Below are 23,819 nucleotides of genomic sequence, written 5' to 3' on the forward strand. Positions count from 1 at the left end.
CCCCCGGCCTGACCCCCGGACTGACCCCCGGACGCCGGGTCAGGGCGTCAGGTGTCCGTGGAGGCGGACCCGCGCCAGGCCGCCGTCCGGGTGGATGTCCACCCGCACGTGGGTGACCGGCGCGGCCGCGGCCAGGCGGAAGCGGTGCGGGGTGTCCGGCTGCAGGCGGGTGCGCGGCAGCAGCTCCACGGGCGCGGCCGCGCCGGGCTCCCCGTCGAAACCGGTGAGCGTGACCGCGGCGGGGGCGTTGAAGAGCAGGTTCGTGGTGTCGATCTCGGCCAGCCTGAGCACGCCGCGCCCGGCCAGCCGGATGGTCAGCCAGTCGTTGCCACCGTCCCGCCGCCGTGCGGTCTCCCAGCCCTCCGCCTGGTGGCGGGCCAGGCCGGGGGCGATGACGTTGTGGGGGGCCGAGTAGAAGTCGTCGGAGCAGGCGGTGACGACGCCGCCGTTGGCGAGGGCGGCCAGGTCGAGGCCGAGGCCGTCGTACACCGACAGGTCGGGTCGGGGTTCGCCGTGCACGCGCAGCCGGGCGACGCCGCCGTCAGGGAAGATGCCGAGCCGTACGTGGGTGGCGTGGAAGCCGCCCGCGACCTCGAAGTGGTGCTCGGCGTCGCCCTTCAGCGCGGCCCGCGGCACGATCTCCGTCCACGGGGCGGCCAGCAGCTCGGCGGGCGACGGGTGGCCCTCGACGCGGGCGGCCTCGACGGTCGCGTACGGCGGGTAGTTGCCCTTGAACCAGGCGGTGTCGATCACCACGCCGCGGATCGCCCCCGGCACGCCGAGCCGGACCAGCGCCCAGTCGTGGCCGGGCTCGCGCCGGCGCCGGGTCTCCCAGCCGTCGTACACCTGGCCCTTGGGCCCGAAGGTCCCGGGGCGGAAGCCGGGCCGTCCCGGCCGGATCAGGCTCTCCTTCTCGGCGAAGGACTCGTCGCTGGCGGCCACGACCGCCCCGCCGAGGGTGCGCAGGGCGAGGTCGGGCAGGGCGGTGAAGCGGGTCATCCCGTGCTTCCTCTCAGGAGGAGTTTCCCGTGCGGCTCGCCGTCCACGGGCCGGCCGCGGAGCCAGGTGGTCAGCACCGCGCCCTTGAGCACCTGCCCGTGGTAGGGGGTGACGGGGTTCTTGTGGTGCAGGCGGGCGGCGTCCACGGCGAGTGCGGCGGCCGGGTCGAAGGCGACGAGGTCGGCGTCGTGGCCCGGCGCGATCGCGCCCTTGCCGGGGATCCCGGCCAGCGCGGCCGGGGCGGCGGCCATCCAGCGCGCCACGTCGGCGAGCCGGTGCCCCCGGCGGGCCGCCTCGGTCCACACGGCGGACAGGCCGAGCTGCAGCGAGGCGATCCCGCCCCAGGCCGCGGCGAAGTCGGGCACCTTGAGGTCGGCCGTGGACGGCGAGTGGTCCGACACCACGCAGCTCAGCGTGCCCTCGGCCAGCCCTCGCCACAGCAGGTCGCGGTTGGCCGCCGAGCGGATCGGCGGGCAGCACTTGAACGCCGTCGCGCCTTCGGGCACCCGTTCGGCCTCCAGCGTCAGGTAGTGCGGGCAGGTCTCCGCGGTGACCGGCAGGCCGTCGGCGCGGGCCGCCGCCAGCACGTCCAGGCAGGCGGCGGCGGAGACGTGCAGGACGTGCACCCGCGCGCCGGTCTCCCTGGCCAGCTCCACGAGCCGGCGGACGGCGGCGCGCTCGGCCGCCTCCGGCCGCGAGGCCAGGAACTCGGGGTACGTCGGCCCGCCCGGCTCCGCCAGCAGCGCCGGGTCCTCGGCGTGCACCACCATGAGCCCGCCGAACCCGGCCACCTCCTCCAGCGCCCGCCGCAGGTCGCCGCCCGCGAGCGGCGGGAACTCCGGCACCCCCGACGGCGACATGAAGCACTTGAAGCCGAGCACGCCGCGCTCGTGCAGCGGGCCCAGCTCCTTGACGTTGCCCGGCACCGCCCCGCCCCAGAACCCGACGTCCACGTGGCACCGCCCGCGCGCGGCGGCCAGCTTGGCCCCCAGCGCGGCCACGTCGACCGTGGGCGGCAGCGCGTTGAGCGGCATGTCGACGATCGTCGTGACGCCGCCCGCGGCCGCCGCCCTGGTCGCCGAGTCGAACCCCTCCCAGTGGGTGCGGCCCGGCTCGTTCACGTGCACGTGCGTGTCCACCAGGCCCGGCAGCAGCGCGAGGTCGCGCAGGTCGACGTCCTCGGCGGCGTCGAGCGGGGCGTCGTAGGGGTGCAGGGCCTCGATCCGCTCCCCCCGCACGGCCACCGCGGCGGGCCGCTCCCCCTCCGGCGTGACGGTCCTGCGGGAGCGCACCACGAGGTCGAACGGCGTCATGGCGTCCCCTCCGCGAGGCGGCGGTCGGCGGCGATCCCGGCGGCCAGGCGCTCCAGCAGGGGGCCGGCCTCCGCCATGCAGCGCTCCGGGTCGGGCTCCAGGTTGGTGAGGGCGTAGGCGGCCTCGATGCCGGCCGCCTTGAGCTCGGCGTCGGAGAGCGTACGCCGCCCGCACACGGCGACGACGGGCACGCCGGCCCTGGCCGCGGCCTGCGCGACCCCGATGGGGGCCTTGCCGCGCAGCGACTGCTCGTCGAGCGAGCCCTCACCGGTGATCACCAGCCGGGCGCCGGCGGCGTGTTCGCCGAAGCCGAGCAGCCCGAGCAGGTAGTCGATGCCGGGGCGGATCTCGGCGTGCAGGAACGCCAGCGCCGCGAAGCCGACGCCGCCGGCCGCGCCCGCCCCCGGCGCGCCGGCCACGCCCATGGCCCGGACGATGTCGTCGTGCTCGACCGCGCCCATCAGACCGTGCGTACGGGTCGCCACGGCGGCCAGCCGGGTCAGCCCCGACTCCAGGACCTTCACCTCGTCCGGGGTGGCGCCCTTCTGGGGGCCGTACACGGCGGCGGCGCCGTGCGGGCCGAGCAGCGGGTTGTCCACGTCGCTCGCGACCACGAACGAGACCCCCGACAGGTCGGGGAAGCCGGACAGGTCGATGCGGTCCAGCGTGCGCAGCGCCGCCCCGCCCCTGGGCAGCTCGCGGCCCTCGGCGTCCAGCAGGCGGGCGCCGAGCGCCTGCGCCATTCCCGCGCCGCCGTCGGTGCACGCGCTGCCGCCGAGCCCGAGGACCACGCGCCGGGCGCCGTGCCGTACCGCGTGCGCGACCAGCTCGCCGGTGCCGTGGCTGGTGGCGGTCAGCGGCTCGGGCCCGGCCGGGAGCCGGCGCAGCCCGGACGCCTCGGCCAGCTCGACCACGGCCGTGGCGTCGCCGGGGTGCCAGGCGTAGGAGGCCGTGACGCGCTCACCCGTCGGCCCGGTGACCTCGATCGTGACGCGTTCGAAGCCGCAGGCCACGGCGGCGTCCACGGTGCCGTCGCCGCCGTCGGCCACCGGCAGCTCCACCGTGGGCACGCCGAGTCCCGCCGTCACCCGCGCCGCCACTTCCGCCGCCGTCAGCGACCCCTTGAACTTGTCCGGAGCCACCAGAACATGCTGAACCACTACCAACTCCCACATGATGATGAACAATGGCCGCACACGCCTTCCTGCCCGGTGCGAGCGGGCAGGAGGGCGTGCCTCATCATCCTGGCATCACGGGCGTGGCGGGCCTGCGTCAGGAGACGGTACGGATGAACTCCTCCAGGGAGTAGCGGCCGTCCTGGTCGGAGTCGGCGCTCTGGCTCAAAGCGCCCAGCGCCTCGGCCGGCAGGTCGGGAAAGTGCTGCTTCAGCTCGCTCTCGCTGATGTAGCCGTCGCCGTCGGTGTCGATCGCGGCGAAGGTGCTCTTGAGCCGCGCCAGCCGCTGTTCGGGGAGTTCCGCCGTCACGGGGCCGCCTTCCGGGGGGATGTTCGATCAGGACATCCACACCTTAACGGTCATGCCGCGCCTCCGGCCCGTTCGAGCAGCCTGCGCCCCGCCTCGGCCCCGGCCCGCCCGAGCGCGTCCTGGGGGGCGGTCCTGAGCTCGCCGTCCGCGACCACCGTACGTCCCCCGACCAGCAGCCGGACGAGCGGCAGCGCGGGCCCGAAGACCAGCGCGCAGACCGGGTCGGCGACGGCCGCCGCGTACGGCCCGTCCACCCGCCACAGGGCGACGTCGGCGAGCTTGCCGGGCTCCAGCGTGCCCAGCTCGCCCTCGCGGCCGAGGTTGCGCGCCCCGCCCAGGGTGGCCAGCTCCAGTGCCTGGCGGGCGGTCAGCGCCCGGGGGCCGTAGCGGGCCCGCTGGAACAGCAGGGCCTGGCGCATCTCGCCGGCCAGCGGCGTCAGCTCGGATGAGGCGGCGCCGTCCACGCCGAGGCCCACGTTCACGCCGCGCCGCAGCATCTCCGAGACGCGGGCGATGCCGGCCCCGAGCCGGCCGTTGGAGGACGGGCAGTGGGCGGCGCCGGTGCCGGTGATGGCGAGCTTGGCGATGTCGGCGTCGCTGAGGTGCACCGTGTGGGCGAGCCACACGTCGGGACCGAGCCAGCCCAGCTTGTCCATGTAGTCCACGGGCCGCAGGCCGAACTGCTCCAGGCAGTGCTCGTCCTCGTCCACGGTCTCGGCGAGATGGGTGTGCAGGCGTACGCCCATGTCCCGCGCCAGGGCGGCCGACTGCGTCATCAGCTCGCCGCTCGCCGAGAACGGCGAGCACGGCGCGACCGCCACCCGCAGCATCGAGGAGGGCGACGGGTCGTGGTAGGCGTCGACGGCCTCGGCGGTGGCGGCGAGGATCTCGTCCAGGTCCTCGACCACCTCGTCCGGCGGCAGCCCGCCGCGCGACTCTCCCCTGTCCATGGAGCCGCGGGCGGGGTGGAAGCGGAGCCCGACCTCGCGCGCCGCCTCGATCCCGGCCGCGAACAGGTCGCCCCGCCCCTTCGGGAACAGGTAGTGGTGGTCGCTGGAGGTGGTGCAGCCGGACAGCGCCAGCCAGCCGAGCCCGGCCGCCGAGGCGCCCCTGACGATCTCGGCGTCCATGGCGGCCCACACGCGGTAGAGCGCCACCAGCCACTCGAACAGGGTGGCGTCCTGCGCGAGCCCCTGGGAGGCCCACTGGTAGAGGTGGTGGTGGGTGTTGACCAGCCCGGGGGTGGCCAGGCAGCCGGTGCCGTCGAGGCGTTCCGCGCCGGGCGCGTCGGGGGCGGGGCCGGGGCCCAGCCCGGCGATCCTGTCGCCCTCGATCCTCAGCCAGCCCGCGGCGATCTCGGGGCCGGCGACCGGCGCGAGGTGCACGTTCTCGATGATCAGGCTCATCCGGCGGCCCCCTTCCTGGTGGCGGCCAGGCGCACCGCGTCAAGGATCTTCTCGTAGCCGGTGCACCGGCACAGGTTGCCCGCCAGCGCCTCGCGGATCTCCGCGTCGGACGGGTCAGGCAGGCGTTCCAGCAGGTCGTGCGCCTGCACGAGCAGCCCGGGCGTGCAGAAGCCGCACTGCACGGCCCCGCACTCGACGAACGCCTCCTGCACCGGGTCGAGCCTGTCCCCCTCGGCCAGGCCCTCCACGGTGCGCACCCGCCGGCCCTCGGCCTGCCCGGCGGCGACCAGGCAGGAGCAGACCGGCTCGCCGTCCAGGTAGACGGTGCACGAGCCGCACTCGCCCTGCTCGCAGGCGTTCTTGGAGCCGGGGAGGCCGAGCCGCTCGCGCAGCACGTACAGCAGGCTCTCGCCCTCCCACACGCCGTCGGCGCTCTCCTCGCGGCCGTTGACGGTGAACGTGACGCGCATCAGGCCGCCCTCCTTCCTCGGTGGTCGTTCCAGGCCCAGGTCAGCGTGCGGCGGGCCATGACGTCGAGGGCGCGCAGACGGTAGGCGGCGGTGCCGCGTACGTCGTCGATCGGCGCGGCCGCCCCCGCGCACAGCCGCCCGAACCGCTCGACCAGCGCCGGGTCGAGCACGGGCGCGTCCCAGTCGAGCTCGCGGGCCATCAGCTCCTCGGCCTCCTCGGCCCGTCGCGGGGTGGGGGCGGCCGAGCCGATGCCGGTGCCCACCCGCCGCCGCGCGGGGTCGAGCGCGATCGCGAACGAGCACACCGCGATCACCATGGCGTTGCGCGTGCCGACCTTGGAGAAGTACTGAGGGCCGGGCGCGCTCGGCACGCGTACGGCCCTGATCAGCTCGTCCGGCCGCAGGGCGCTGCGCTTGACGCCGAGGTAGAACCGCGCGGCGGGGATCGTCCGCACGCCCCCGTCCCGCGACTCCACCTCGATCACCGCCCCGGCGGCCAGCAGGGGCGGATGGCTGTCGCCGGCGGGCGAGGCCGCGCCGAGGTTGCCGCCCACCGTGCCGCGGTTGCGGATCTGCGGCGAGCCGACCGTACGGGCCGCCTGCGCCAGCCCCGGCACGACGCCGCCCAGCTCCTCGACGATCACCCGGTACGGCACCCCGGCCCCGATCCGGCACTCCCCGCCGGCCACGGACCACTCCCGCAGCTCGGCCACCCGGGTGAGGTCGAGCAGCGCGGGCGGCCTGCGCACCGCGAAGTTGATCTCCACCATGACGTCGGTGCCGCCCTGGAGGGACACCGCCTCCGGCTGGTCCGCCTTGGCGGCCAGCGCCTCCGCCCACGTCGTGGGCCGCAAGAAGTCCATCGTGGCTACTCCCAGGCGAATCCGGCGTCGGGCGCGTCCTCGCGGAGCACGCCGCCCTCGATGAGCCCGTACGGCCGGTCGGCCGCGTGGTAGACCTCGTTGTCGTTGTCCAGGCCGAACGGCGACAGGTCCACCAGGAAGTGATGCCTGTTGGGCAGGGCGAGCCGCACCTCGCACAGCTCGGGACAGGAGGTCAGGACGCGCTCGCCCATGGCGTACAGGGTCTGCTGGAGCGACAGGCTGTGGGTGCCGGCGAACGCCTCCAGCAGGCAGCCGCGGGCCCGCTCGTACGAGGCCGCGTGGTCGGCGCTCTCCCCGCGGTGCCGCCAGCGGGCCGTGACGGCCGTGGCCAGGATGCGGTCGGTGGTGGGCTGCAGAGTGGTGTACTCGTCCACGGCGAACCCGTGGAACTCCGAGCCGGTGGTGTTGAGCAGCACCAGGTCCTTGAGTCCCGACACCACCGTGGTGCGGCCGTCGCGGTCGTGGTGGACGACGCAGGTGCGCACCTCGCCGCCGTCGCGGACGAACGAGTGCGGGCCGCCGCGGCGCCAGGCGTACTCCTCGATCTCCACCCGCGCGTGGTGGACGGCCCGCCCCGCGCCGACGAAGTGCCGGGCCAGCAGCAGCGCGAACTCCTCGATCTCGCCGACGCCGTGCTTCCTGGCGAAGGCGTGCACGGTGTTCTTCTGGCTGTCGGTGGGCAGCACGGCGGCGTTGTCGCCGGTCAGGTGCACGGCCTCCATGTCGCCGGAGAGCGCGGTGGCGACGTTGAGGTCCTTGAGGTGGTGGACGGGGCCCTCGCGGACCACCCGGACGAGCCTGACGCCCGCCTTGCCGTAGCGGTTGGGGCCGAGCTTGACGGTCATCAGCTTCCTCGGTAGGTGGAGTAGGCGTAGGGGCTGAGCAGCAGCGGCACGTGGTGGTGCTGCGCGGGGTCGGTGACGGTGAAGGCGATGACCACCTCGGGATAGAAGGTCTCGGCGAGGTAGCCGCCGGTGTCGAAGACGACGCGGTGCACGCCCGCGCCCGCGGTGTCCCACCCCTTGATCCGGCCGTCGCCGTCGGTGCGGCCCTCGGCCAGGACGCGCCCGCCGGCGTCCTCCAGGCGCACCCGCACCCCGGCGGCCGGCCGCCCGGCGACCGCGTCGAGCACGTGCGTCGAGAAGCTCACTCCCCTCCTCCCATCAGCTTGACCAGCCGCAACCGGGTGATCTTCGCCAGCTCGCCGCGTACGGCCGCGCGCTCGCGCTCCTCGTCGTTGCCGAGCCGCTCGCGCAGCCGCGCCAGCAGCTCGGCCCCGCCGAGGCCGGTGGCGCACACCAGGTAGACGTGCCCGAAGCGGGCCTCGTAGGCCCGGTTGCCCTCGGCGAGCGCGGCGCGCAGGTCGTCGCCGACGCCGGACTGCTCCTGCCGCGACCAGGCCGCCTCCCGGCCCGCGCCGACCGGCCGCTCCCCGATCCTCGGGTGGGCGGCCAGCGCCTCCAGCACGTCCGGCCAGGCCAGCGCGCCGGTCGCCGCCTCTGCCGCGGCCAGCAGTGCGGCGAGGTCACCGTACGGCCGGCCCGCCGCCACCCGCGCGGCGAAGGCGGTGGAGGCGCAGCAGGCGCGCAGCTCCTCCTCGGCCTGTCCCGCCGGGGCGGCGTTGAACGCGGCGAGCGCGCTGAGCGTTGCGGGCATGTGAGAAGTACACACAGGCCCTTCGTGCCCGGTCCATCCGCGAGAACTCCCAACTCCCGCCCCTGGGGCGGCCCGCTTTTCGTGTCATGCTCCAACACGCTCACTGCCGGCACGGGGGTTCGCGCAGGTGGCGGCGGCTCCGGGCGGCGCGGGGTGCGCCTAAACTGAGGGCATCATGAGCCCAACATCCCTGATCGGCGGACACGTGTCCGTGACCGGCGGCCTGGCGACCGGCGGCCTGAAGTACATGGCCGAGATCGGCGCCGAGATGATCCAGGTGTTCGTCACCAACCCGCGCGGCTGGGCGCTCAACGACGGCAAGCCCGACCAGGACGCCAAGCTGGCCGAGTCGGGGGTCACGGCCTTCATCCACGTGCCCTACCTCGTCAACTTCGGCTCGCCCAACGCCGACACGCTCGCCAGCTCGGTCGGCGTGGTCCGGCACGCGCTGCGGCGCGGCGTCGAGACCGGCGCGAAGGGTGTCGTGGTGCACACGGGCTCGGCGGTGACGCAGCCGCGCGACGACGCCATGCGCCAGCTCCGCGAGCACCTGCTGCCGCTGCTCGACGAGATCCCCGACGGCGGGCCCGACCTGCTGCTCGAACCGATGGCCGGGCAGGGCGCCATGCTGTGCGCGACCGTCCAGGACCTGGAGCCCTACCTGGCGGCGCTGGAGTGGCATCCGCGCGCCTGCGTCTGCCTCGACACCTGCCACGCCTTCGCCGCCGGCCACGACCTGGCCGCGCCGGGCGGGGCGGCCGAGACGTTCGACGCGCTGCACCGCATCGCGCCGGGCCGGCTCAAGCTGATCCACGCCAACGACTCCAAGGACGTGTGCGGGGCGAAGAAGGACCGGCACGAGAACATCGGGGCGGGGCACATCGGCGCGGAGCCGTTCGCGGAGATCATGCGGCATCCGGCGGTGGCGGGCGTGCCCATCTGCATCGAGACGCCCGGCAAGGCGCCCAAGCACGCCGAGGACATCGCTCTGCTGAAGAAACTGCGCGACGCCCACTGAGCCCCGCCCACGGCGGGATCTTGTGACGCTGGGGCGCCCGCGCGCGCGATCCGACCGCCCCCGTGGCCGGATCGCGGGGCCGGCGAACCGGCCTCGGCGGGCGCCCCTTCACGGTCCGGCGTGGCGGGCCCCACCCCCCGGTCAAGGGCCCGGCCGCCGCGGCGGCCGGCGAGGGCCGCCGGTGAGTCCGGCGCATCAGACCTGCGGTGAGCCCCCCCGGCTCGTCCCCCCGATGCGCCGGAGTGGCTTCCGATGCCATGACACTACGGATGCGATCTTGGGAGCGAAACCCCGTTGCCGACCAGCGCGTCGAACGGTCCGTAGTCAGCGCTGTACGGAGAGTGGGTTGACGACGAGCGGTCACCCCGGAACGACGAGCGGCCGATCAGGGGCGTGCCCGGTGGTCCGGCACCCGCGTCCGCCTTCTCATCCGGCCCGTCCGCCCTGCCGCCCGAGGGCATGTGACCAGGGAAATCATTACCACCGGCGCGGACGGCCCCGCCCCGTGAGCGGCGCCGGGGCGGGAGTGCCCGCACCCCGTTTCACGCCCTTACGAGATCACGCCCCGGTGCTGGCGGACGAGCTGCTCGCGCACCTGGCGGCTGTGCCGGCGGCTCACCGGGAGCTGCTCGCCGCCGACGGTGAGGACCACCCGCCCGCCCTCGAAGCGCAGCTCGCTGACGTGCCGCGCCGACACCAGCGTGCTGCGGTGGATGCGCAGGAACCCGGCCTGCGACCAGCGCCGCTCCAGCGCGGCCAGCGACATGCGGACGAGGTAGCTGCCGTCCACGGTGTGCAGCCGCACGTAGTCGCCCTTGGCCTCGGCGTAGCGCACGGCCTGCTGCGGCACGAACCGGGTGCGCCCGCCCAGCTCGACCGGGATGACGTCGTCCTGGACCGGCACGGGCGCGGGCGCCGCGGCGGCCTCCAGCCGGCGCACGGCCTCCGACAGCCGCTCGGCCCGGATCGGCTTGAGCAGGTAGTCGACCGCCTCCAGCTCGAACGCCTGCACCGCGCACTCCTCGTGAGCGGTGACGAAGACCAGCCGTGGCGGGCTCGGGAAGCCGCCGACCAGCCGGGCCAGGTCGAGCCCGTTGAGCCCCGGCATGCCGATGTCGAGGAACACGGCGTCGAGCCGCTCGCCGCCGCCGATCATCTGGACCATGTCCTGCAGCGCCGTGACGCCGTCGGCCGCGGTCGAGACGTGCTCGATCCGGTCGTCCTGGCGCAGCAGGTAGGCCAGCTCCTCCAGGGCGGGGACCTCGTCGTCCACGGCCAGCACTCTCAGCATGGCGGCCACGCTGCCGCATGAACGCGAAGGTCACAAGCGACACGCCAACGGAGCGTGCTGATTCGGCTACACCCAGGTGACGCCGGGCGCACCCGCCGTGTCCGCTTGAGTCCGGGTGTCAGGGAGGCCCTTCGCCGGGTTCTTCCTGGTAGGAGTAGCGCTGCTCGCGCCAGGGGTCGGCGACGTTGTGGTAGCCGCGCTCCTCCCAGAAGCCGCGCCGGTCCTCCAGGAGGTATTCGACGGCGCGCACCCACTTGACGCTCTTCCACGCGTACAGGTGCGGCACCACGATGCGGACCGGGTGGCCGCGCTCGGCGCTGAGCGGCTTCTCGTCCAGCTCCATCGCGAACAGCGTGTCGGGGGCCGCGAAGTCGGACATGCGCAGGTTGGCGCTGTAGCCGTACTCGGCCCAGATCATGACGTGGCTGACGCCCGGGTCGGGCGGGGCGGCCGCCATGAGGGTCGCCGGGGTGACGCCGCGCCACTCGTTGGCCATGAGCGAGAACTTGGTCACGCAGTGGAAGTCGGCCACGCGCGTCACGCGGGGCAGGGACTCGAACTCGCCCCAGGTGAAACGGTGCTCCTCGCCCGAGGCGGTGGCGCCGAACACCTTGAAGTCCCAGGTCTCCGGCTTGAACTGCGGCACCCTGCCGTAGTGGATGACGGGTCGGCCTCGCGGGACGTACTGGCCTGGTGGCAGGCGCGACTCCTCCACGATCTCTCCCCTCACCTGACTCGCGTCTGACGCACATCCTGCCACCGGTCCGCGCGCGGCTCGCGGCCGGGTCTCGTGCGATAGGATGCGGGCCTATGCGCAACGCGTTCCTGTTTTGGTATGGCGACGGACCCGAGTCCGTTCGCCATCTGACGCTGCGCTAGCAGACAGGCGAACGAAAGGCCCCGGGTCCGACAGGACCCGGGGCCTTTCGTGTTTTCCGGGGACGACAAGGAGAGTGTTCAGATGGTGATCGTCATGGGGCCCGAGGCCACGTCCGGCGACGTCGAGGCGATCGTCGGCCTCGTGCAGGCGGCCGGCGTGGAGGCGTTCGTCAGCAAGGGCGTACGGCGCACGATCGTCGGCCTGGTCGGCGACGTGGCCCAGCTCGACGGGGCGAGCCTGCGCGGCATGCCCGGGGTGCGCGACGTGATGCGGATCTCCGCGCCGTACAAACTGGTGAGCCGGGAGAACCATCCCGAACGCTCCACGGTCCATGTGGGCGGCGTGCCGATCGGCCCCGGCACCGTGACGCTCATCGCGGGGCCGTGCGCCGTGGAGACCCACCAGCAGACGCTGGACGCGGCCCGGATGGCGCAGGCGGCGGGGGCGCGGCTGCTGCGCGGCGGGGCGTTCAAGCCGCGCACCTCGCCGTACGCCTTCCAGGGGCTGGGCGAGGCGGGCCTGCGCATCCTGGCGGACGTGCGCGAGGAGACCGGGCTGCCGATCGTGACCGAGGTGGTGGACGCCCGGGACGTGGAGCTGGTGGCCGCGTACGCGGACATGCTGCAGGTCGGCACCCGCAACATGCAGAACTTCGCGCTGCTGCAGGCGGTCGGCGCGGCCGGCCGGCCGGTGATGCTGAAGCGCGGCATGAGCGCCACCATCGAGGAGTGGCTGATGGCCGCCGAGTACGTCGCCCAGCGCGGCAACCTCGACATCGTGCTGTGCGAGCGCGGCATCCGCACCTTCGAGCAGGCGACCCGCAACACGCTCGACATCGCGGCGGTGCCGGTGGCGCAGCGGCTGTCGCACCTGCCGGTGATCGTGGACCCGTCGCACTCGGGCGGCCGGCGCGACCTGGTGCTGCCGCTGACCCGGGCGGCCCTGGCGGTGGGCGCCGACGGCGTGATCATCGACGTGCATCCGCACCCCGAGCAGGCGCTCTGCGACGGCCCGCAGGCGCTGGTGGAGGACGACCTGGGCGAGCTGGCCCAGGTCATGACGGACCTGCCGCCGCTGCTCGGCAAGTCGGCGGCGGCGGCGCTGGCGCTCTGAGGACCGGGGCGGCGCCGGCGCTCCGGGCGCCGCCCCTGGTCTCAGCCCTCTCGTCTCAGAGGGTGTATTCCTGGATCGAGTCGGCGAGCTGGACGCAGAGCTCCTCGGCGTCCAGCCGCCGCTCGATCTGCTTGAGGTCCTCGATCTTGGCGCGGGTCTCGGCCCGCTTGGGGGCCAGCAGGGAGCAGCAGTCCTCGTCGGGCAGCTCGGAGATCTCCAGCGTGCCGATGCGCCGGGCCTCGGCCATGATCTCGGTCTTGTCCCAGCCGACGAGCGGGCGCAGGATCGGCAGCTCGACCGCGTTGTCCTGGGCGGTGATGTTGGTCAGGGTCTGCGAGGAGACCTGCCCGAGCGCGTCGCCGGTGACCAGCGCGGCCGCCTTGATGCGGTGGGCGACCTCCTCGGCGGTCTTGAGCATGAGCCGCCGCTGCGCGATGACCGCCAGCCGGTCCTGGCCGGAGGTGCGGATCGACTGCTGCGCCTTGCCGAAGGGCACCACCCAGAGCCGCGAGCGGCCCTGGAAGCGGTCGAGCTTGCGCACCAGCGCGTACGCCTTGTAGATCGACTCGGAGGTGGTGAACGGGATGCCGGAGAAGTGCAGGAAGTCGACGTGGAGGCCGCGCCGCATCATGCGGTAGGCGGCGACCGGGGAGTCGATGCCGCCCGACATGAGGGCCAGCGCCCGGCCGCTGCTGCCGACGGGCAGGCCGCCCTGGCCGGGGATGCCGCCGGTGAAGACGAACACCTCGTCCCTGTCGACCTCGATGTGCAGGGTCAGCTCGGGGTTGCGCAGGTCGACGGGGAGGCCGTACTCGTCGTTGATGGCGCCGCCGACCAGGCGGTCGAGCTCGTTGGAGCGCAGGGGGAAGCGCTTGTCGCGGCGGCGCGAGCGGACCGCGAAGCGGGCGCCGCGCTTGGCCTCCTCGCTCTCGCCGACCAGCTCCAGGCCGGCCTTGAGGACGGCCTCGGGGTCCTTGGCGACCCGCCAGGCCCGGTGGATCCAGACCAGTCCGGGCACCTCGGCGACGCGCTGCGCGACGACCTCGGCCTGCTCGACGGTCGTGCCCTCGGGCAGGAAGATCGCGATCACGCCGTGCCGCTTGCGCACGTCGGTCTTGAGGTCGGTGCTGCCCTCCAGCGCGTGCCGGATGTTGGCGATCAGGCGGCGCTCGAACAGCTCGCGGTTCTTGCCCTTCAGGACGATCTCGCCCAGCTTGAGCAGTACGCACGGCTCGCCCAGGGCGGACATCGTCATGGTGGAACCTCCGGGGAACAGGGATGGGACGGCCTTCATCGCAACGCCGTGACCCATCGAGTTTAGTCCGCGTGCGGCCTGCGCCGTTTCCGACAGGACATTTGACAGATAGTTCAAGTATCCATGCGTAAGGGATATCCGGGATGGAAGAATTCGGTGACCCCTAACCCCCGAGGACCCCCGCCCCATGACCTCTGCCGTGAACCACTTCACCCACGGTCCGCTCACGCCGGCGCTCGCGTACGTGATGTCCTGCCTCGGGTCGATGCTGGGATTGCGGCTCACCGCCCAGGCGCACGCCTCGCGCGGCGGCGCGCGGACCCGCTGGCTGCTCGGCGCGGCCGTCTCCATCGGCGGCACCGGCATCTGGGTGATGCACTTCGTCGCGATGATGGGCTTCGCCGTGGACGGCACCAGGATCACCTACGACGTCCCGCTCACCGTGGCGTCGGCGCTCGTGGCGATCGTGGTCGTCGGCACCGGCCTGTTCCTCGTCTCCTACGGCCGGGGCCGGCTCCCCGCGCTGCTCGGCGGCGGCCTGCTCACGGGCCTCGGCGTGGCCTCCATGCACTACCTCGGCATGTACGCCATGAACATGTCCGCCCACGTCTCCTACGACCGCCCCACCGTGGTGCTCTCGGTGGCGATCGCCGTGGTCGCGGCGACGGCGGCGCTCTGGTTCACGCTGCGGGTCAAGAAGCCGGTCTGGATCACCGCCGCCGCCCTCGTCATGGGCCTCGCGGTGTCCGGGATGCACTACACCGGCATGGCCGCCATGCGCGTCACGGTGCACGCGCCCGCCGACGGGCGGCCCACCCCGGCGACGGGGGCCGACGCCCTCGACTTCCTCGTCCCGCTCATGACCGTGATCAGCCTGATCACGCTCACCATGCTGCTCATGGTGCTGCTGTCGCCGTCCCAGGAGGAGCTGCACGAGGACGCCGAGCTCGTGGCCAAGCTGGAGCTGCGCCGGCGTACGGCCCGGCAGGAGCGCCTGGCCCGCCCGCGCCCGCCGATGCCGCAGGAGCCGAGAGTCCCTCACGTCTCATAGGCACAGTTTGGCAACAGGTGGTTGCGCCCTGACGACTCGCTGTGGATACTCCCTTATCTCTGCGTAAGGGACTGGTGAGTCATGTCGCCGATTGACCATTTCTCCTTCGGGCCGCTGACGCCTGTCATGGCGTACCTCATCTCCACCGCCGGCAGCATGCTCGGCCTCATGCTCACCTCGCGGGCGCGGCTCATGGGCGGGCGCGAGGCGAACTACTGGCTGCTCGGCGCCGCGCTCGCCATCGGCGGCACGGGCATCTGGACCATGCACTTCATCGCCATGATGGGCTTCTCCGTGAGCGGCACGGTCATCCGCTACGACGTGCCGCGCACGGCCGCCTCCGCGGTGCTCGCCGTCGTCGTCGTGGGGCTCGGGCTGTTCCTCGCCTCCCACCGCGGTGAGCGGCTGCCCTACCTGCTCGGCGGCGGCCTGCTGACCGGGCTCGGCGTCGCCGGCATGCACTACCTCGGCATGTCCGCCATGAACCTGTCCGCCCACCTCTCCTACGACCCCGTCGTCGTGGCGCTGTCGGTGCTCGTCGCGATCGGGGCGGCCACGGCGGCCCTGTGGTTCACGCTGCGGGTCAGCGGCGCGCTGAAGGTCGGCGCGGCGGCGCTGGTGATGGGCGTGGCGGTCTCCGGCATGCACTACACGGGCATGTTCGCCCTGTCGGTGCACGACCACACGGAGATGGCGACGCCGCCGGGCGCGCGCGGCATCGACTTCCTGCTGCCGCTGATCGTCGGCCTCAGCCTGGTGACCGTGGGGCTGCTGCTCGCCCTCATCCTGTCGCCGTCGGAGAAGGAGCTGCGCGGCGAGGCGGAGCTCCGCGAGCGGCTGCGCGGGCTCGGGGAGGGGGGCGTGCCGGAGGTCGACCTGTTCGGCACGCCCCGCAGGTGATCTATGAGTGGGGGTACGGCCTGCGACACGTGGTGGGCCGCCGACTCTCCGCGGCGCAAGCCGTACCCTTGAGCGGGTTGTAGCGGAAACCCCGCTGGGCCCAAAGGTACGGCCGGCGCTTGCAGGCGGCTTGCAGCTAGCCGAAGAAGACCTCGGCCTCGGCGTAACGTTCCACCGGCACCGTCTTCAGCTCGGACGTCGCCTCGTCGAGGCCCACCCTCACGATGTCGGTGCCGCGCAGCGCGACCATCTTGCCGTAGTCGCCCTCGTGGGCCGCGTCGATCGCCTGCAGCCCGAACCTGGTGGCGAGCACCCGGTCGTAGGCGGTCGGCGTGCCGCCGCGCTGGATGTGGCCGAGCACCGTGGTGCGGGCCTCCTTGCCGGTGCGCTTCTCGATCTCCTTGGCCAGCGTCTCGCCGATGCCGCCGAGGCGTACGTGCCCGAACGCGTCCAGCTCGCTCGCCTGCAGCGCCATCTGCCCCTCCAGCGGATGGGCGCCCTCGGCGACGACGATGATCGGCGAGTAGCGGGTGCGGAAGCGGGACTCGACGTATTCGCAGACGCGGTCGATGTCGAACGGCTTCTCGGGGATGAGGATGACGTTGGCCCCGCCCGCCATGCCCGCGTGCAGCGCGATCCAGCCCGCGTGGCGGCCCATGACCTCGCAGATGAGCGCCCGGTGGTGGGACTCGGCCGTGGTGTGGAGGCGGTCGATGGCCTCGGTGGCGATGTTGACGGCCGTGTCGAAGCCGAAGGTGTAGTCGGTGCCGGACAGGTCGTTGTCGATGGTCTTGGGCACGCCCACGACGTTGACCTGGCGTTCGTAGAGCTGCCTGGCGACGCCCAGGGTGTCCTCGCCGCCGATGGCGATCAGCGCGTCCACGCCGCCGGCGGCCAGGTTCTCCTTGATGCGGTCGACGCCGCCCTCGATCTTGATGGGGTTGGTCCGGGAGGAGCCCAGGATGGTGCCGCCACGCGGGAGGATGCCGCGGACGGCCTGGATGTCGAGCGGCATGGTGTCGCCCTCCAGGGGGCCGCGCCAGCCGTCGCGGAAGCCCACGAACTCGTGGCCGTAGACGCTCACCCCCTTACGTACGACAGCCCTGATCACGGCGTTGAGCCCGGGGCAGTCGCCCCCTCCTGTGAGCACTCCGATACGCATGGCGGGTTCCTCCCGTTGGGGTTCACGAACCTGACCTCAGTATTCAGCTCGCATTCTGCCCACATCCCCCGCCAGTGGTCTAGACCAAACGCCGAACCCTGTCGGCGGAGAATCAGCCCACCAGCACGCAGGCGGGGCTCTCCGCCGCGTACGACTCCCCCGTGAGCTCGGGCACGCCGCCGGTCAGCGCGAGGACGGTCACCGTGCCCGAGTGCTGGTTGGCGACGTAGAGCCGGTCGCCGTCGATGGCGAAGTGGCGCGGCCACGCGCCGCCGCAGGGCACCTCGGCCACCGGCGCGAGGTCCGCGGCGCTCAGCACGGTGACGGTGTCGGGGCCGCGGTTGGCGACGTAGACGTGGTCGCCGTCGAGCTGGAGGTGGGAGGGGGCGCTGGCGACGCCGGCGACGCGGGAGGCGGGCGCGACGGTGCGCCGGCCGTCCTCCTCGATCATGGTGACGGTGCCGTCGAGCTCGCCCGCGACGTAGAGGCGGCCCCCGGCGAAGGCGAAGTGGCGCGGGCCGGTGCCGGGCTGCAGGGTGAGAGGCTCCAGCGGCGTGCCGTCGGGCAGGTAGCGCCGGATCTCGTCGGTGCCGAGGTCGGAGACGTGCAGGACGCCGTCGTGGAAGACGGCCTCGTGGGCGTGGGGGCCCTCCTGGCGCTCCGGGTCGGGGCCGGAGCCCTCGTGGCGCAGCACGATCGGCTCGCCCTCGAAAGCGCCCCGCGCGTCGAGCCGGTAGAGCACGGCCGTGCCGTCGCCGTAGTTGGTGGCGGCGAGCAGCGTGCCGGACGGGTCCACGGCCACGTGGCACGGGCTGGAGCCCTCGCTGGGCCGTTCGTCGAGGGGCGCGAGCCCGTCGTCGCGGACGGCGAAGGCGGTGAGCCAGCCGCGTTCGAGCTCGCCGACGGCGTAGAGCACCGGCAGCGTGGGATGGACGGCGAGGAACGACGGCGCGGCGACCCGGGTGAGGTCGCCCTCGCCGCCGAAGCGCCCGTCGCTGTCGCCGCCGAAGGTGAGGATGCCGGGGCCGTAGCCGCCGATGCGCAGGAGCTTCACAGCTCCCATCCAATCATGGTTGACTGTGGCAATGAGTTCGTTGACGCAAGCAAGGGTTTCTGAGGTCCGGGCCTTCAACCGCTTCTACACCCAGCTGATCGGCGTGCTGCGGGCGGGCATGCTGGACTCGCCGTACTCGCTGACCGAGGGCAGGGTGCTGTTCGAGCTGGCCCACGCCGAGCCGATGGAGACCGGGGAGCTGCGCTCGCTGCTCGACCTCGACGCCGGCTACCTCAGCAGGATCCTCACCCGCTTCGACGCCGAGGGGCTGATCCGGCGCGAGCGCTCGGCCTCCGACGCGCGCAAGCAGGTCGTCCGCCTCACCGACAAGGGCTCCGCCACGTACGCCGACCTCGACCGGCGCTCGGCCGAGCAGATCGAGCGGCTGCTGTCCGGGCTGCCGGAGGCCGACCAGGGGCGGCTGGTCGGCGGCATGGCCACGATCAGGTCGCTGCTGTCGGACGGGGAACCCCGGCCGGAGCCGTACGTGATCAGGCCGCCGCGCACCGGCGACCTCGGCTGGGTCGTCCAGCGGCACGCCGACCTCTACAGCCGCGAATACGGCTGGGGCACCGCCTTCGAGCAGACCGTCGCCGGCATCGTCGCGGGCCTCGACTTCACCAAGGACGCCGGCTGGATCGCCGAGGCCGGCGGCGAGCGCGTGGGCTGCGTCTTCTACGTGCGCGAGGACGACGGCCAGGCGAAGCTGCGGATCCTGCTGGTCGAGCCGTCCGCGCGCGGCATGGGCATCGGGCGGCGGCTGGTCGAGGAGTGCCTGAGGCACGCCAGGGCCGACGGCCGCCGGCGGATCACGCTGTGGACGCGCGACTGCCTGGTGAGCGCGCGGCGCATCTACGAGGCGGCCGGCTTCCGGCTGACGGCGGAGGAGAAGGGCACGGAGAACGGCATCGAGGTCAACGAGCAGTGGTGGACGCTCGACCTGTGAGCCTCCCGCCGGGCTCTCAGGCTCGGAAGGGGCCGGCGACCTCGAACGTGCGGCCCTCCGCCCGGCCGCGCCTGGCCGAGAAGTAGAGCCGGTCGCCGCGCGGCGAGAACGCGAGGCCGGTCAGCTCCACCCCGGCCTGCCCCTCCAGCCGCAGGAACGGCGTGACCTCCCGGTCGGGCGCGATCACGTCGATCTGGGTGGTGCGCCGGGCCGCGTAGAGGTCGCCGGAGGGCGCGGCCGTGATGGTGCGCACCCCCTCGCACAGCCGGTCGAGGGCGGCGGCCTGCCCGTCGTAGGCCCACAGGCCGGCGTCGCCCTTGGTGGTGAAGTAGCAGACCCCGCCCGCGTAGTGGCAGGCGTCGCCGCCGTCGAAGCGGCGCGCGTCGGCCACCTGGTGGCGGGTTTCCCGCAGCAGCCCGGCCGGCGACGGCACCACCCGCCACTGCCCGGAGCCGCACAGCACCTCCAGCGTGCCCTCGGTGAGGTCGCCCCAGTCGGAGGGGCTGAAGCGGTAGAAGCAGCCGTCCGGCTCGTCCTCGGTGAGGTAGACCACGCGCCGCTCGGGGTCGCAGGCGGCGGCCTCGTGCCGGAAGCGGCCCATGGCGAGGCGGGGCCGTGCGGCCCGCGCGCCGTAGGGGTCGCACTCGAAGACCCGGCCGCGGTGGCCGAGCTCGCACGACAGCCAGGTGTGCCACGGCGTCGCGCCGCCCGCGCAGTTGAGGTCGGTGCCGGACAGGATGCGGTAGGCGTCGCCCACCGTGCCGTCGGCGCCGAAGCGCAGCGCCGACGCGCCGCCGAGCAGCGGCAGCTCGGAGTTGGACACGTAGATCCAGCCGTCGCCGTCGGGGAAACAGGCGCCGCCGTCGGGCGCGGCGTGCCAGGTCAGCCCGGCGACCTTGTCGCCGCTGCGGGCCACCACCCGGCCGGTGAACCCCGAGGGCAACGCGAGACCTTCGGCGTCCGGCAGGCCGAGCGGTCCGTACGGGCTGGTGCCGCCCTGCATGAGCGGGCCCGTGCGGAGGAGAGTCTTGTGGGACATCGTGGGGCCTCCCTCTAGGTGCCACGCTAGTGGACCGCACGGACATGAATGGCAGGGATTCGCGAGTTCAAACTCTGCGCAAACCTCGCCAGGGGGCGGTCACGCGCGGAGCCCGGGGCCGCTTCCTCGGTCCCCGGGCTCCGGGCATGCCGTGCTCCGCTCAGGTCATCGCCTGGAACATCCAGTGCTGCTTGTCGATCTCCTGGACCGCGGCGATGAGCAGGTCCTGGGTCACCGGGTCGGCCTCTTCGGTCTGCCGGATGCGCTCGTACATGCGCTTGCTGATCCCGCCCAGGCAGTCCGTGATGGTCGCGACGACCTTGCCGTCCTCCAGCCAGCCGCTCTCCATCTGGGCCAGCTTGGTCGCCTTCGCGACGGTGGCGGCCCGGCCGTCGGGGTTGATCCCGAGGGCGACGGCACGCTCGGCGAGCGTGTCCATGTGCGTCCTCGCGAGCGCGACGACCTGGTCGAGCTGGAGGTGGACCGAGCGGAAGTGGCTGCCCACGAGGTTCCAGTGCGCCTGCTTGCCGACCAGCGACAGGTCGATCAGGTCGATCAGCGCGCCTTGCAGGCACTCGGCGACGGTGTTCCTGGCGTCGTCCGAGAGCGGACCTTTGATCGTGGCCATTATCGAGATTCCTCCCCGTCCGTCGGTTTTGTTGCTACTTGCCATCAATCGGCAACTTCTGTCCCCCTGCCCAGCTCGGCGGCGGCCTAACATTGACACTGCAATAGTGACAGTGTCATTGTTGAGGTATGAGCGAGACCTGGACCATCGGCGAGCTGGCCGAGCACGCGGCGCGCGCACTGCGCGACGGCGCCGCGCCGCTCAGCGGGCGGGTCCGCGACGTGCCCGGGGAACGGCTGATCCGGTGGTACACCACCATCGGGCTGCTCGACCCGCCGCTCACCCGGCGCGGCCGCGTCGCCCGTTACGGGCGGCGGCACCTGCTGCAGCTCGTCGCCGTCAAGCGCCTGCAGGCGGCGGGACGCTCGATCGCCGACATCCAGGCGGCCCTCGCGGGGGCGACGGACCACACCCTGGAGGAGACGGCGTCCCTCCCGGCCCATCCCGCGCCCCATCCCCCGCCCCATCCCCCGGCCCAGCCTCCGATCCTTCCCTCGGCCCAGCCTCCGATCCTTCCCTCGGCCTCTCCCCCAGTCGCCCCCTCTGTCCCTCCGCCCGTCGCGTCCGCCGACGGGGCGCCGGGCGGGCGCGGGCGGTTCTGGGCGGAGCGGCCGGCGGCCGGCTCCGGGAGCACGCCCGCGGCGGCCGGGGATCCGATGGTCGTGACGGGGATCAGCTTGGGAGGCGGGGTCCGGCTCGTGTGGGACGGCGGCCGGGTCCCGTCGGAAGAGGACGTCCAGGCGGTGCTGGCGGCGGCGGGCCCGCTGCTCGCGGTGCTGACGGAGAGGAAGCTGACATGAAGATCACTTCGCTGGAGCCCGCCCGGTGCCTGCCGGTGCCGGAGGCCGGGTTCGGCGCCTTGCTGACCGAGCGCGGCAACCTGCCGCTGGAGAGCGTGGACGTCGCGGCGGACATCTCGGGCCTGATCGCCGGGGTCGAGGTCACGCAGGGCTTCCGCAACCCGTACGACGTCACGCTGGAGGCCACCTACGTCTTCCCGCTGCCCGACCGGGCCGCCGTGACCGGCTTCCGCATGGAGGCCGACGACCGCGTCATCGAAGGCGTGCTCAAGGAACGGGCGCAGGCCAGGGCCGACTACGACCGGGCGCTGCGCGAGGGCAGGCGGGCGGCCATCGCCGAGGAGGACCGTCCCGACGTCTTCACCATCCGGGTGGGCAACATCCTGCCCGGCGAGCGCGTCTCGGTGCGGCTGACGCTGAGCCAGCCGCTGCCGTACGAGGACGGCGCGGCCACCTTCCGCTTCCCGCTCGTCGTCGCGCCGCGCTACATCCCCGGCGACCCGATCGACGGGCCGCCCGCGGGCGGCGGCGTCGCGCCCGACACCGGCGCCGTGCCGGACGCCTCCCGGATCACGCCGCCGGTGCTGCTGCCCGGCTTCCCCCACCCGGTGCGCCTGTCGCTCGCCGCGACCGTAGACGCCGCCGGGCTGGAGCTGCGCGAGCTGGCCTCCAGCCTCCACGTCGTGGAGGAGGAGGGCAACACGGTACGACTGAAGCCCGGCGAGCGGCTGGACCGCGACTTCGTCCTGCGCCTGTCGTTCGAGGCGTCCACGTCGCTCCAGCTCCACAGGGGTAGCGACGGAGAGGCCGGCACGTTCGCGCTCACCGTCGTGCCGCCGCCGCTGCAGGCCACCCGCACGCCGCGCGACCTGGTGCTGCTGCTCGACCGGTCGGGCAGCATGGGCGGCTGGAAGATGGTGGCCGCGCGCCGCGCCGCCGCACGCATCGTGGACACGCTGACGCCGCAGGACCGCTTCGCGGTGCTGACGTTCGACTCGGTGGTGGAGCGGGCCTTCGAGGGGCTGGCAGAGGCGTCCGACCGCAACCGCTACCGCGCCGTCGAGCACCTGGCCCGCGTGGACGCCCGCGGCGGCACCGAGCTGCTGGAGCCGCTGCGCCAGGCCGTCACGCTGCTGGGCGGCGGCGAGGCCGGGCGGGAGCGGGTCGTGGTGCTGGTCACCGACGGCCAGGTGGGCAACGAGGACCAGATCCTGGAGCAGGCGGGCGGCGCGCTCTCGGCCATGCGGGTGCACGCGGTCGGCATCGACCGGGCCGTGAACGCCGGCTTCCTCGGCCGCCTGGCCGGGCTCGGCGCGGGCCGGTGCGAGCTGGTCGAGTCGGAGGACCGCCTCGACGCCGCCATGGAGCACATCCACCGCCGCATCGGCGCCCCCCTGGTCACGGACCTGTCGCTCGACGGCCTGGACGCCGAGCCTGACACCGTCACCCACCTCGGCTCGATCTTCCCCGGCGTGCCGCTGCGCGTGTACGGGCGGTGCCGCGAGGGCTCGGCGGTGACCGTGCGCGGAGTGGCCGCGGGCGGGCCGTGGGAGGAGCGGGTCGAGGGCGTGCCGGTGGACGCCCCCGCCCTGCGCGCCGTCTGGGCCCGCGCGCACCTGCGCGAGCTCGAGGACCGGTACGCCATGGGCGAGCACGACCTCGAGGCCCGGATCGTACGGGTCTCGCTGGACAACGGCGTGTTGTGCCGCTTCACGGCGTACGTGGCCGTGGACACCCGCCAGGTCGCCGGCGGCGAGCCCGAGCACCACGTCATCCAGCCGGTCGAGCCGCCGAGCGGATGGGACTCGCCGGTCCCGCCGGCGGGCGGCACCTTCGCGGCGGCGGCCCTGATGGCCATGCCGCCCTCCGCTCCCCGGATGCGGGCGCCGGAGCCGACGCTGGGGGTGGCCGGGGGCTTCGACGACCTGGACGTCCCTGACTTCCTCACCCCCGGCCCGGCCGCCCCCGGTGGCGGCGGGCCCGGCGCTCCGGAGAGCGGCCTTCCTGGTGGCGGGCCCGGCTTCCCCGGGCGGCCGCCGATGCCGCCGCCGAGGGCGCCCTTCCCGGCCGGTCCGCCCGCGGGCGGCCTGCGCGGGCGGGGCAAGTCGCGGCCCGCGCCGCGCCGTACGCAGGGGCTGGAGGCGGTGCGTCCGCAGCTCGCCGCCGAGTTGGACCGGCTCAGGGCCCTGCCGGCGCCCGACCTGGCGTACCTGGCCGACCTCGGGACGCGGCTGGCGGCGCTGGCGGCGTACCTGGGCGGCGAGGAGCGGCTGGAGGCGCTGGCCCGCGACCTGGAGGCGGCCGAGCGGCCGGGCGCCGACGCCCGCGCGCTCCACGACCACGCCGTCGCGTCGCTGACCGCCCTGCTCGGCTCCCCGCCGGTCCCGCCGGACGCCCCGCACCCCCCGCGCCGCGGCCCCTTCTGGAAGCGCTCCTGACGAGAACGCCGCCGCCCGGAGCACGCTGGGT

General features: G+C 73.8%; 24 protein-coding genes. 7 read left to right on the forward strand and 17 right to left on the reverse strand.

Going from position 1 to position 23,819, the window contains the following annotated elements:
• Positions 1–39: 39 nt before the first annotated feature.
• From alc to uraD, 10 genes are all read right to left on the reverse strand, one after another.
• Positions 40–999, reverse strand: a complete 960-nt coding sequence (alc, locus tag ACBR40_RS24760) for an allantoicase (RefSeq protein WP_371250283.1) — start codon at positions 997–999, stop codon at positions 40–42.
• Entirely contained in the window at positions 996–2,312 is a 1,317-nt protein-coding gene (gene allB / locus ACBR40_RS24765; protein ID WP_371250284.1) for an allantoinase AllB, read from the reverse strand. Before allB ends, alc begins: the two co-directional genes overlap by 4 nt.
• The gene (locus ACBR40_RS24770; RefSeq protein WP_371250285.1) at positions 2,309–3,454 is read right to left on the reverse strand and encodes a glycerate kinase; all 1,146 of its coding nucleotides are present in this window, start codon (positions 3,452–3,454) and stop codon (positions 2,309–2,311) included. The genes allB and ACBR40_RS24770 overlap by 4 nt, the downstream gene beginning before the upstream one ends.
• A gap of 130 nt (positions 3,455–3,584) precedes the next feature.
• Entirely contained in the window at positions 3,585–3,797 is a 213-nt protein-coding gene (locus ACBR40_RS24775; RefSeq protein WP_329580652.1) for an EF-hand domain-containing protein, read from the reverse strand.
• Positions 3,798–3,847: 50 nt separating this feature from the next.
• The gene (locus ACBR40_RS24780; RefSeq protein ID WP_344214737.1) at positions 3,848–5,203 is read right to left on the reverse strand and encodes an 8-oxoguanine deaminase; all 1,356 of its coding nucleotides are present in this window, start codon (positions 5,201–5,203) and stop codon (positions 3,848–3,850) included.
• The gene (locus tag ACBR40_RS24785; RefSeq protein WP_329580656.1) at positions 5,200–5,673 is read right to left on the reverse strand and encodes a (2Fe-2S)-binding protein; all 474 of its coding nucleotides are present in this window, start codon (positions 5,671–5,673) and stop codon (positions 5,200–5,202) included. The genes ACBR40_RS24780 and ACBR40_RS24785 overlap by 4 nt, the downstream gene beginning before the upstream one ends.
• Entirely contained in the window at positions 5,673–6,536 is an 864-nt protein-coding gene (locus tag ACBR40_RS24790) for a xanthine dehydrogenase family protein subunit M (protein WP_371250286.1), read from the reverse strand. The genes ACBR40_RS24785 and ACBR40_RS24790 overlap by 1 nt, the downstream gene beginning before the upstream one ends.
• A gap of 5 nt (positions 6,537–6,541) precedes the next feature.
• Positions 6,542–7,402: a factor-independent urate hydroxylase gene (gene pucL / locus ACBR40_RS24795; protein ID WP_371250287.1), complete on the reverse strand. Its 861-nt coding sequence runs from the start codon at positions 7,400–7,402 to the stop codon at positions 6,542–6,544.
• Positions 7,402–7,707: a hydroxyisourate hydrolase gene (gene uraH / locus ACBR40_RS24800; RefSeq protein ID WP_344214729.1), complete on the reverse strand. Its 306-nt coding sequence runs from the start codon at positions 7,705–7,707 to the stop codon at positions 7,402–7,404. The genes pucL and uraH overlap by 1 nt, the downstream gene beginning before the upstream one ends.
• A complete protein-coding gene (gene uraD / locus ACBR40_RS24805) occupies positions 7,704–8,213 on the reverse strand; it encodes a 2-oxo-4-hydroxy-4-carboxy-5-ureidoimidazoline decarboxylase (protein ID WP_371250288.1) in 510 nt (169 codons plus the stop codon). Before uraD ends, uraH begins: the two co-directional genes overlap by 4 nt.
• Positions 8,214–8,388: 175 nt before the next feature.
• Here uraD and ACBR40_RS24810 point away from each other — a divergent pair, with 175 nt between their 5' ends.
• Positions 8,389–9,231: a deoxyribonuclease IV gene (locus ACBR40_RS24810; protein WP_371250289.1), complete on the forward strand. Its 843-nt coding sequence runs from the start codon at positions 8,389–8,391 to the stop codon at positions 9,229–9,231.
• Positions 9,232–9,781: 550 nt separating this feature from the next.
• On the opposite strand, the gene ACBR40_RS24815 is transcribed toward ACBR40_RS24810, so the two are convergent.
• Both ACBR40_RS24815 and ACBR40_RS24820 read right to left on the reverse strand, forming a co-directional pair.
• The gene (locus ACBR40_RS24815; protein ID WP_371250290.1) at positions 9,782–10,522 is read right to left on the reverse strand and encodes a LytR/AlgR family response regulator transcription factor; all 741 of its coding nucleotides are present in this window, start codon (positions 10,520–10,522) and stop codon (positions 9,782–9,784) included.
• Positions 10,523–10,640: 118 nt separating this feature from the next.
• The gene (locus ACBR40_RS24820) at positions 10,641–11,237 is read right to left on the reverse strand and encodes a molybdopterin-dependent oxidoreductase (protein ID WP_344214723.1); all 597 of its coding nucleotides are present in this window, start codon (positions 11,235–11,237) and stop codon (positions 10,641–10,643) included.
• 246 nt (positions 11,238–11,483) lie between these two features.
• On the opposite strand from ACBR40_RS24820, the gene aroF reads away from it, so the two are divergent.
• Positions 11,484–12,515, forward strand: coding sequence for a 3-deoxy-7-phosphoheptulonate synthase (aroF, locus tag ACBR40_RS24825; RefSeq protein WP_364445599.1), 1,032 nt, complete (start codon positions 11,484–11,486; stop codon positions 12,513–12,515).
• A 55-nt stretch (positions 12,516–12,570) separates the two neighbouring features.
• Here the strand turns inward: aroF and thiI are convergent, their stop codons facing one another.
• Entirely contained in the window at positions 12,571–13,770 is a 1,200-nt protein-coding gene (gene thiI / locus ACBR40_RS24830; RefSeq protein WP_344214719.1) for a tRNA uracil 4-sulfurtransferase ThiI, read from the reverse strand.
• Positions 13,771–13,957: 187 nt separating this feature from the next.
• Between thiI and ACBR40_RS24835 the strand changes: the two genes are divergently transcribed.
• Together ACBR40_RS24835 and ACBR40_RS24840 are read left to right on the forward strand one after the other, a co-directional pair.
• Entirely contained in the window at positions 13,958–14,821 is an 864-nt protein-coding gene (locus tag ACBR40_RS24835; RefSeq protein ID WP_371250291.1) for an MHYT domain-containing protein, read from the forward strand.
• Positions 14,822–14,902: 81 nt separating this feature from the next.
• Positions 14,903–15,721: an MHYT domain-containing protein gene (locus ACBR40_RS24840; RefSeq protein WP_371250292.1), complete on the forward strand. Its 819-nt coding sequence runs from the start codon at positions 14,903–14,905 to the stop codon at positions 15,719–15,721.
• Positions 15,722–15,857: 136 nt separating this feature from the next.
• Here ACBR40_RS24840 and ACBR40_RS24845 read toward each other — a convergent pair whose 3' ends face one another.
• Positions 15,858–16,883 (reverse strand): 6-phosphofructokinase, encoded by a 1,026-nt coding sequence (locus ACBR40_RS24845; protein ID WP_329580691.1) that lies wholly within the window; start codon positions 16,881–16,883, stop codon positions 15,858–15,860.
• A gap of 112 nt (positions 16,884–16,995) precedes the next feature.
• Positions 16,996–17,946: a lactonase family protein gene (locus ACBR40_RS24850; protein ID WP_371250293.1), complete on the reverse strand. Its 951-nt coding sequence runs from the start codon at positions 17,944–17,946 to the stop codon at positions 16,996–16,998.
• Between the two features lie 22 nt (positions 17,947–17,968).
• Between ACBR40_RS24850 and ACBR40_RS24855 the strand changes: the two genes are divergently transcribed.
• Positions 17,969–18,883, forward strand: a complete 915-nt coding sequence (locus tag ACBR40_RS24855; protein ID WP_371250294.1) for a GNAT family N-acetyltransferase — start codon at positions 17,969–17,971, stop codon at positions 18,881–18,883.
• Between the two features lie 16 nt (positions 18,884–18,899).
• Here ACBR40_RS24855 and ACBR40_RS24860 read toward each other — a convergent pair whose 3' ends face one another.
• Entirely contained in the window at positions 18,900–19,922 is a 1,023-nt protein-coding gene (locus ACBR40_RS24860; protein ID WP_371250295.1) for an alkaline phosphatase PhoX, read from the reverse strand.
• 160 nt (positions 19,923–20,082) lie between these two features.
• Positions 20,083–20,550, reverse strand: coding sequence for a Dps family protein (locus ACBR40_RS24865; RefSeq protein WP_371250296.1), 468 nt, complete (start codon positions 20,548–20,550; stop codon positions 20,083–20,085).
• 128 nt (positions 20,551–20,678) lie between these two features.
• Here ACBR40_RS24865 and ACBR40_RS24870 point away from each other — a divergent pair, with 128 nt between their 5' ends.
• Together ACBR40_RS24870 and ACBR40_RS24875 are read left to right on the forward strand one after the other, a co-directional pair.
• A complete protein-coding gene (locus ACBR40_RS24870; protein ID WP_371250297.1) occupies positions 20,679–21,350 on the forward strand; it encodes a helix-turn-helix domain-containing protein in 672 nt (223 codons plus the stop codon).
• On the forward strand, positions 21,347–23,788 hold the full coding sequence (locus tag ACBR40_RS24875; protein WP_371250298.1) for a VIT domain-containing protein: 2,442 nt from the start codon (positions 21,347–21,349) through the stop codon (positions 23,786–23,788). The genes ACBR40_RS24870 and ACBR40_RS24875 overlap by 4 nt, the downstream gene beginning before the upstream one ends.
• Positions 23,789–23,819: the final 31 nt, after the last annotated feature.

The sequence above is a fragment of the Nonomuraea sp. AD125B genome, assembly GCF_041402765.1.
Lineage (GTDB): Bacteria > Actinomycetota > Actinomycetes > Streptosporangiales > Streptosporangiaceae > Nonomuraea > Nonomuraea bangladeshensis.

Excerpts from the sequence above, each read along its gene's own strand:
- alc (WP_371250283.1), bottom strand. The coding sequence starts at position 999 with ATGACCCGCTTCACCGCCCTGCCCGACCTCGCCCTGCGCACCCTCGGC.
- allB (WP_371250284.1), bottom strand. The coding sequence starts at position 2,312 with ATGACGCCGTTCGACCTCGTGGTGCGCTCCCGCAGGACCGTCACGCCG.
- ACBR40_RS24780 (WP_344214737.1), bottom strand. The coding sequence starts at position 5,203 with ATGAGCCTGATCATCGAGAACGTGCACCTCGCGCCGGTCGCCGGCCCC.
- ACBR40_RS24785 (WP_329580656.1), bottom strand. The coding sequence starts at position 5,673 with ATGCGCGTCACGTTCACCGTCAACGGCCGCGAGGAGAGCGCCGACGGC.
- ACBR40_RS24790 (WP_371250286.1), bottom strand. The coding sequence starts at position 6,536 with ATGGACTTCTTGCGGCCCACGACGTGGGCGGAGGCGCTGGCCGCCAAG.
- pucL (WP_371250287.1), bottom strand. The coding sequence starts at position 7,402 with ATGACCGTCAAGCTCGGCCCCAACCGCTACGGCAAGGCGGGCGTCAGG.
- uraD (WP_371250288.1), bottom strand. The coding sequence starts at position 8,213 with ATGCCCGCAACGCTCAGCGCGCTCGCCGCGTTCAACGCCGCCCCGGCG.
- ACBR40_RS24810 (WP_371250289.1), top strand. The coding sequence starts at position 8,389 with ATGAGCCCAACATCCCTGATCGGCGGACACGTGTCCGTGACCGGCGGC.
- ACBR40_RS24815 (WP_371250290.1), bottom strand. The coding sequence starts at position 10,522 with ATGCTGAGAGTGCTGGCCGTGGACGACGAGGTCCCCGCCCTGGAGGAG.
- aroF (WP_364445599.1), top strand. The coding sequence starts at position 11,484 with ATGGTGATCGTCATGGGGCCCGAGGCCACGTCCGGCGACGTCGAGGCG.
- thiI (WP_344214719.1), bottom strand. The coding sequence starts at position 13,770 with ATGACGATGTCCGCCCTGGGCGAGCCGTGCGTACTGCTCAAGCTGGGC.
- ACBR40_RS24835 (WP_371250291.1), top strand. The coding sequence starts at position 13,958 with ATGACCTCTGCCGTGAACCACTTCACCCACGGTCCGCTCACGCCGGCG.
- ACBR40_RS24840 (WP_371250292.1), top strand. The coding sequence starts at position 14,903 with ATGTCGCCGATTGACCATTTCTCCTTCGGGCCGCTGACGCCTGTCATG.
- ACBR40_RS24845 (WP_329580691.1), bottom strand. The coding sequence starts at position 16,883 with ATGCGTATCGGAGTGCTCACAGGAGGGGGCGACTGCCCCGGGCTCAAC.
- ACBR40_RS24850 (WP_371250293.1), bottom strand. The coding sequence starts at position 17,946 with ATGGGAGCTGTGAAGCTCCTGCGCATCGGCGGCTACGGCCCCGGCATC.
- ACBR40_RS24855 (WP_371250294.1), top strand. The coding sequence starts at position 17,969 with ATGAGTTCGTTGACGCAAGCAAGGGTTTCTGAGGTCCGGGCCTTCAAC.
- ACBR40_RS24860 (WP_371250295.1), bottom strand. The coding sequence starts at position 19,922 with ATGTCCCACAAGACTCTCCTCCGCACGGGCCCGCTCATGCAGGGCGGC.
- ACBR40_RS24865 (WP_371250296.1), bottom strand. The coding sequence starts at position 20,550 with ATGGCCACGATCAAAGGTCCGCTCTCGGACGACGCCAGGAACACCGTC.
- ACBR40_RS24870 (WP_371250297.1), top strand. The coding sequence starts at position 20,679 with ATGAGCGAGACCTGGACCATCGGCGAGCTGGCCGAGCACGCGGCGCGC.
- ACBR40_RS24875 (WP_371250298.1), top strand. The coding sequence starts at position 21,347 with ATGAAGATCACTTCGCTGGAGCCCGCCCGGTGCCTGCCGGTGCCGGAG.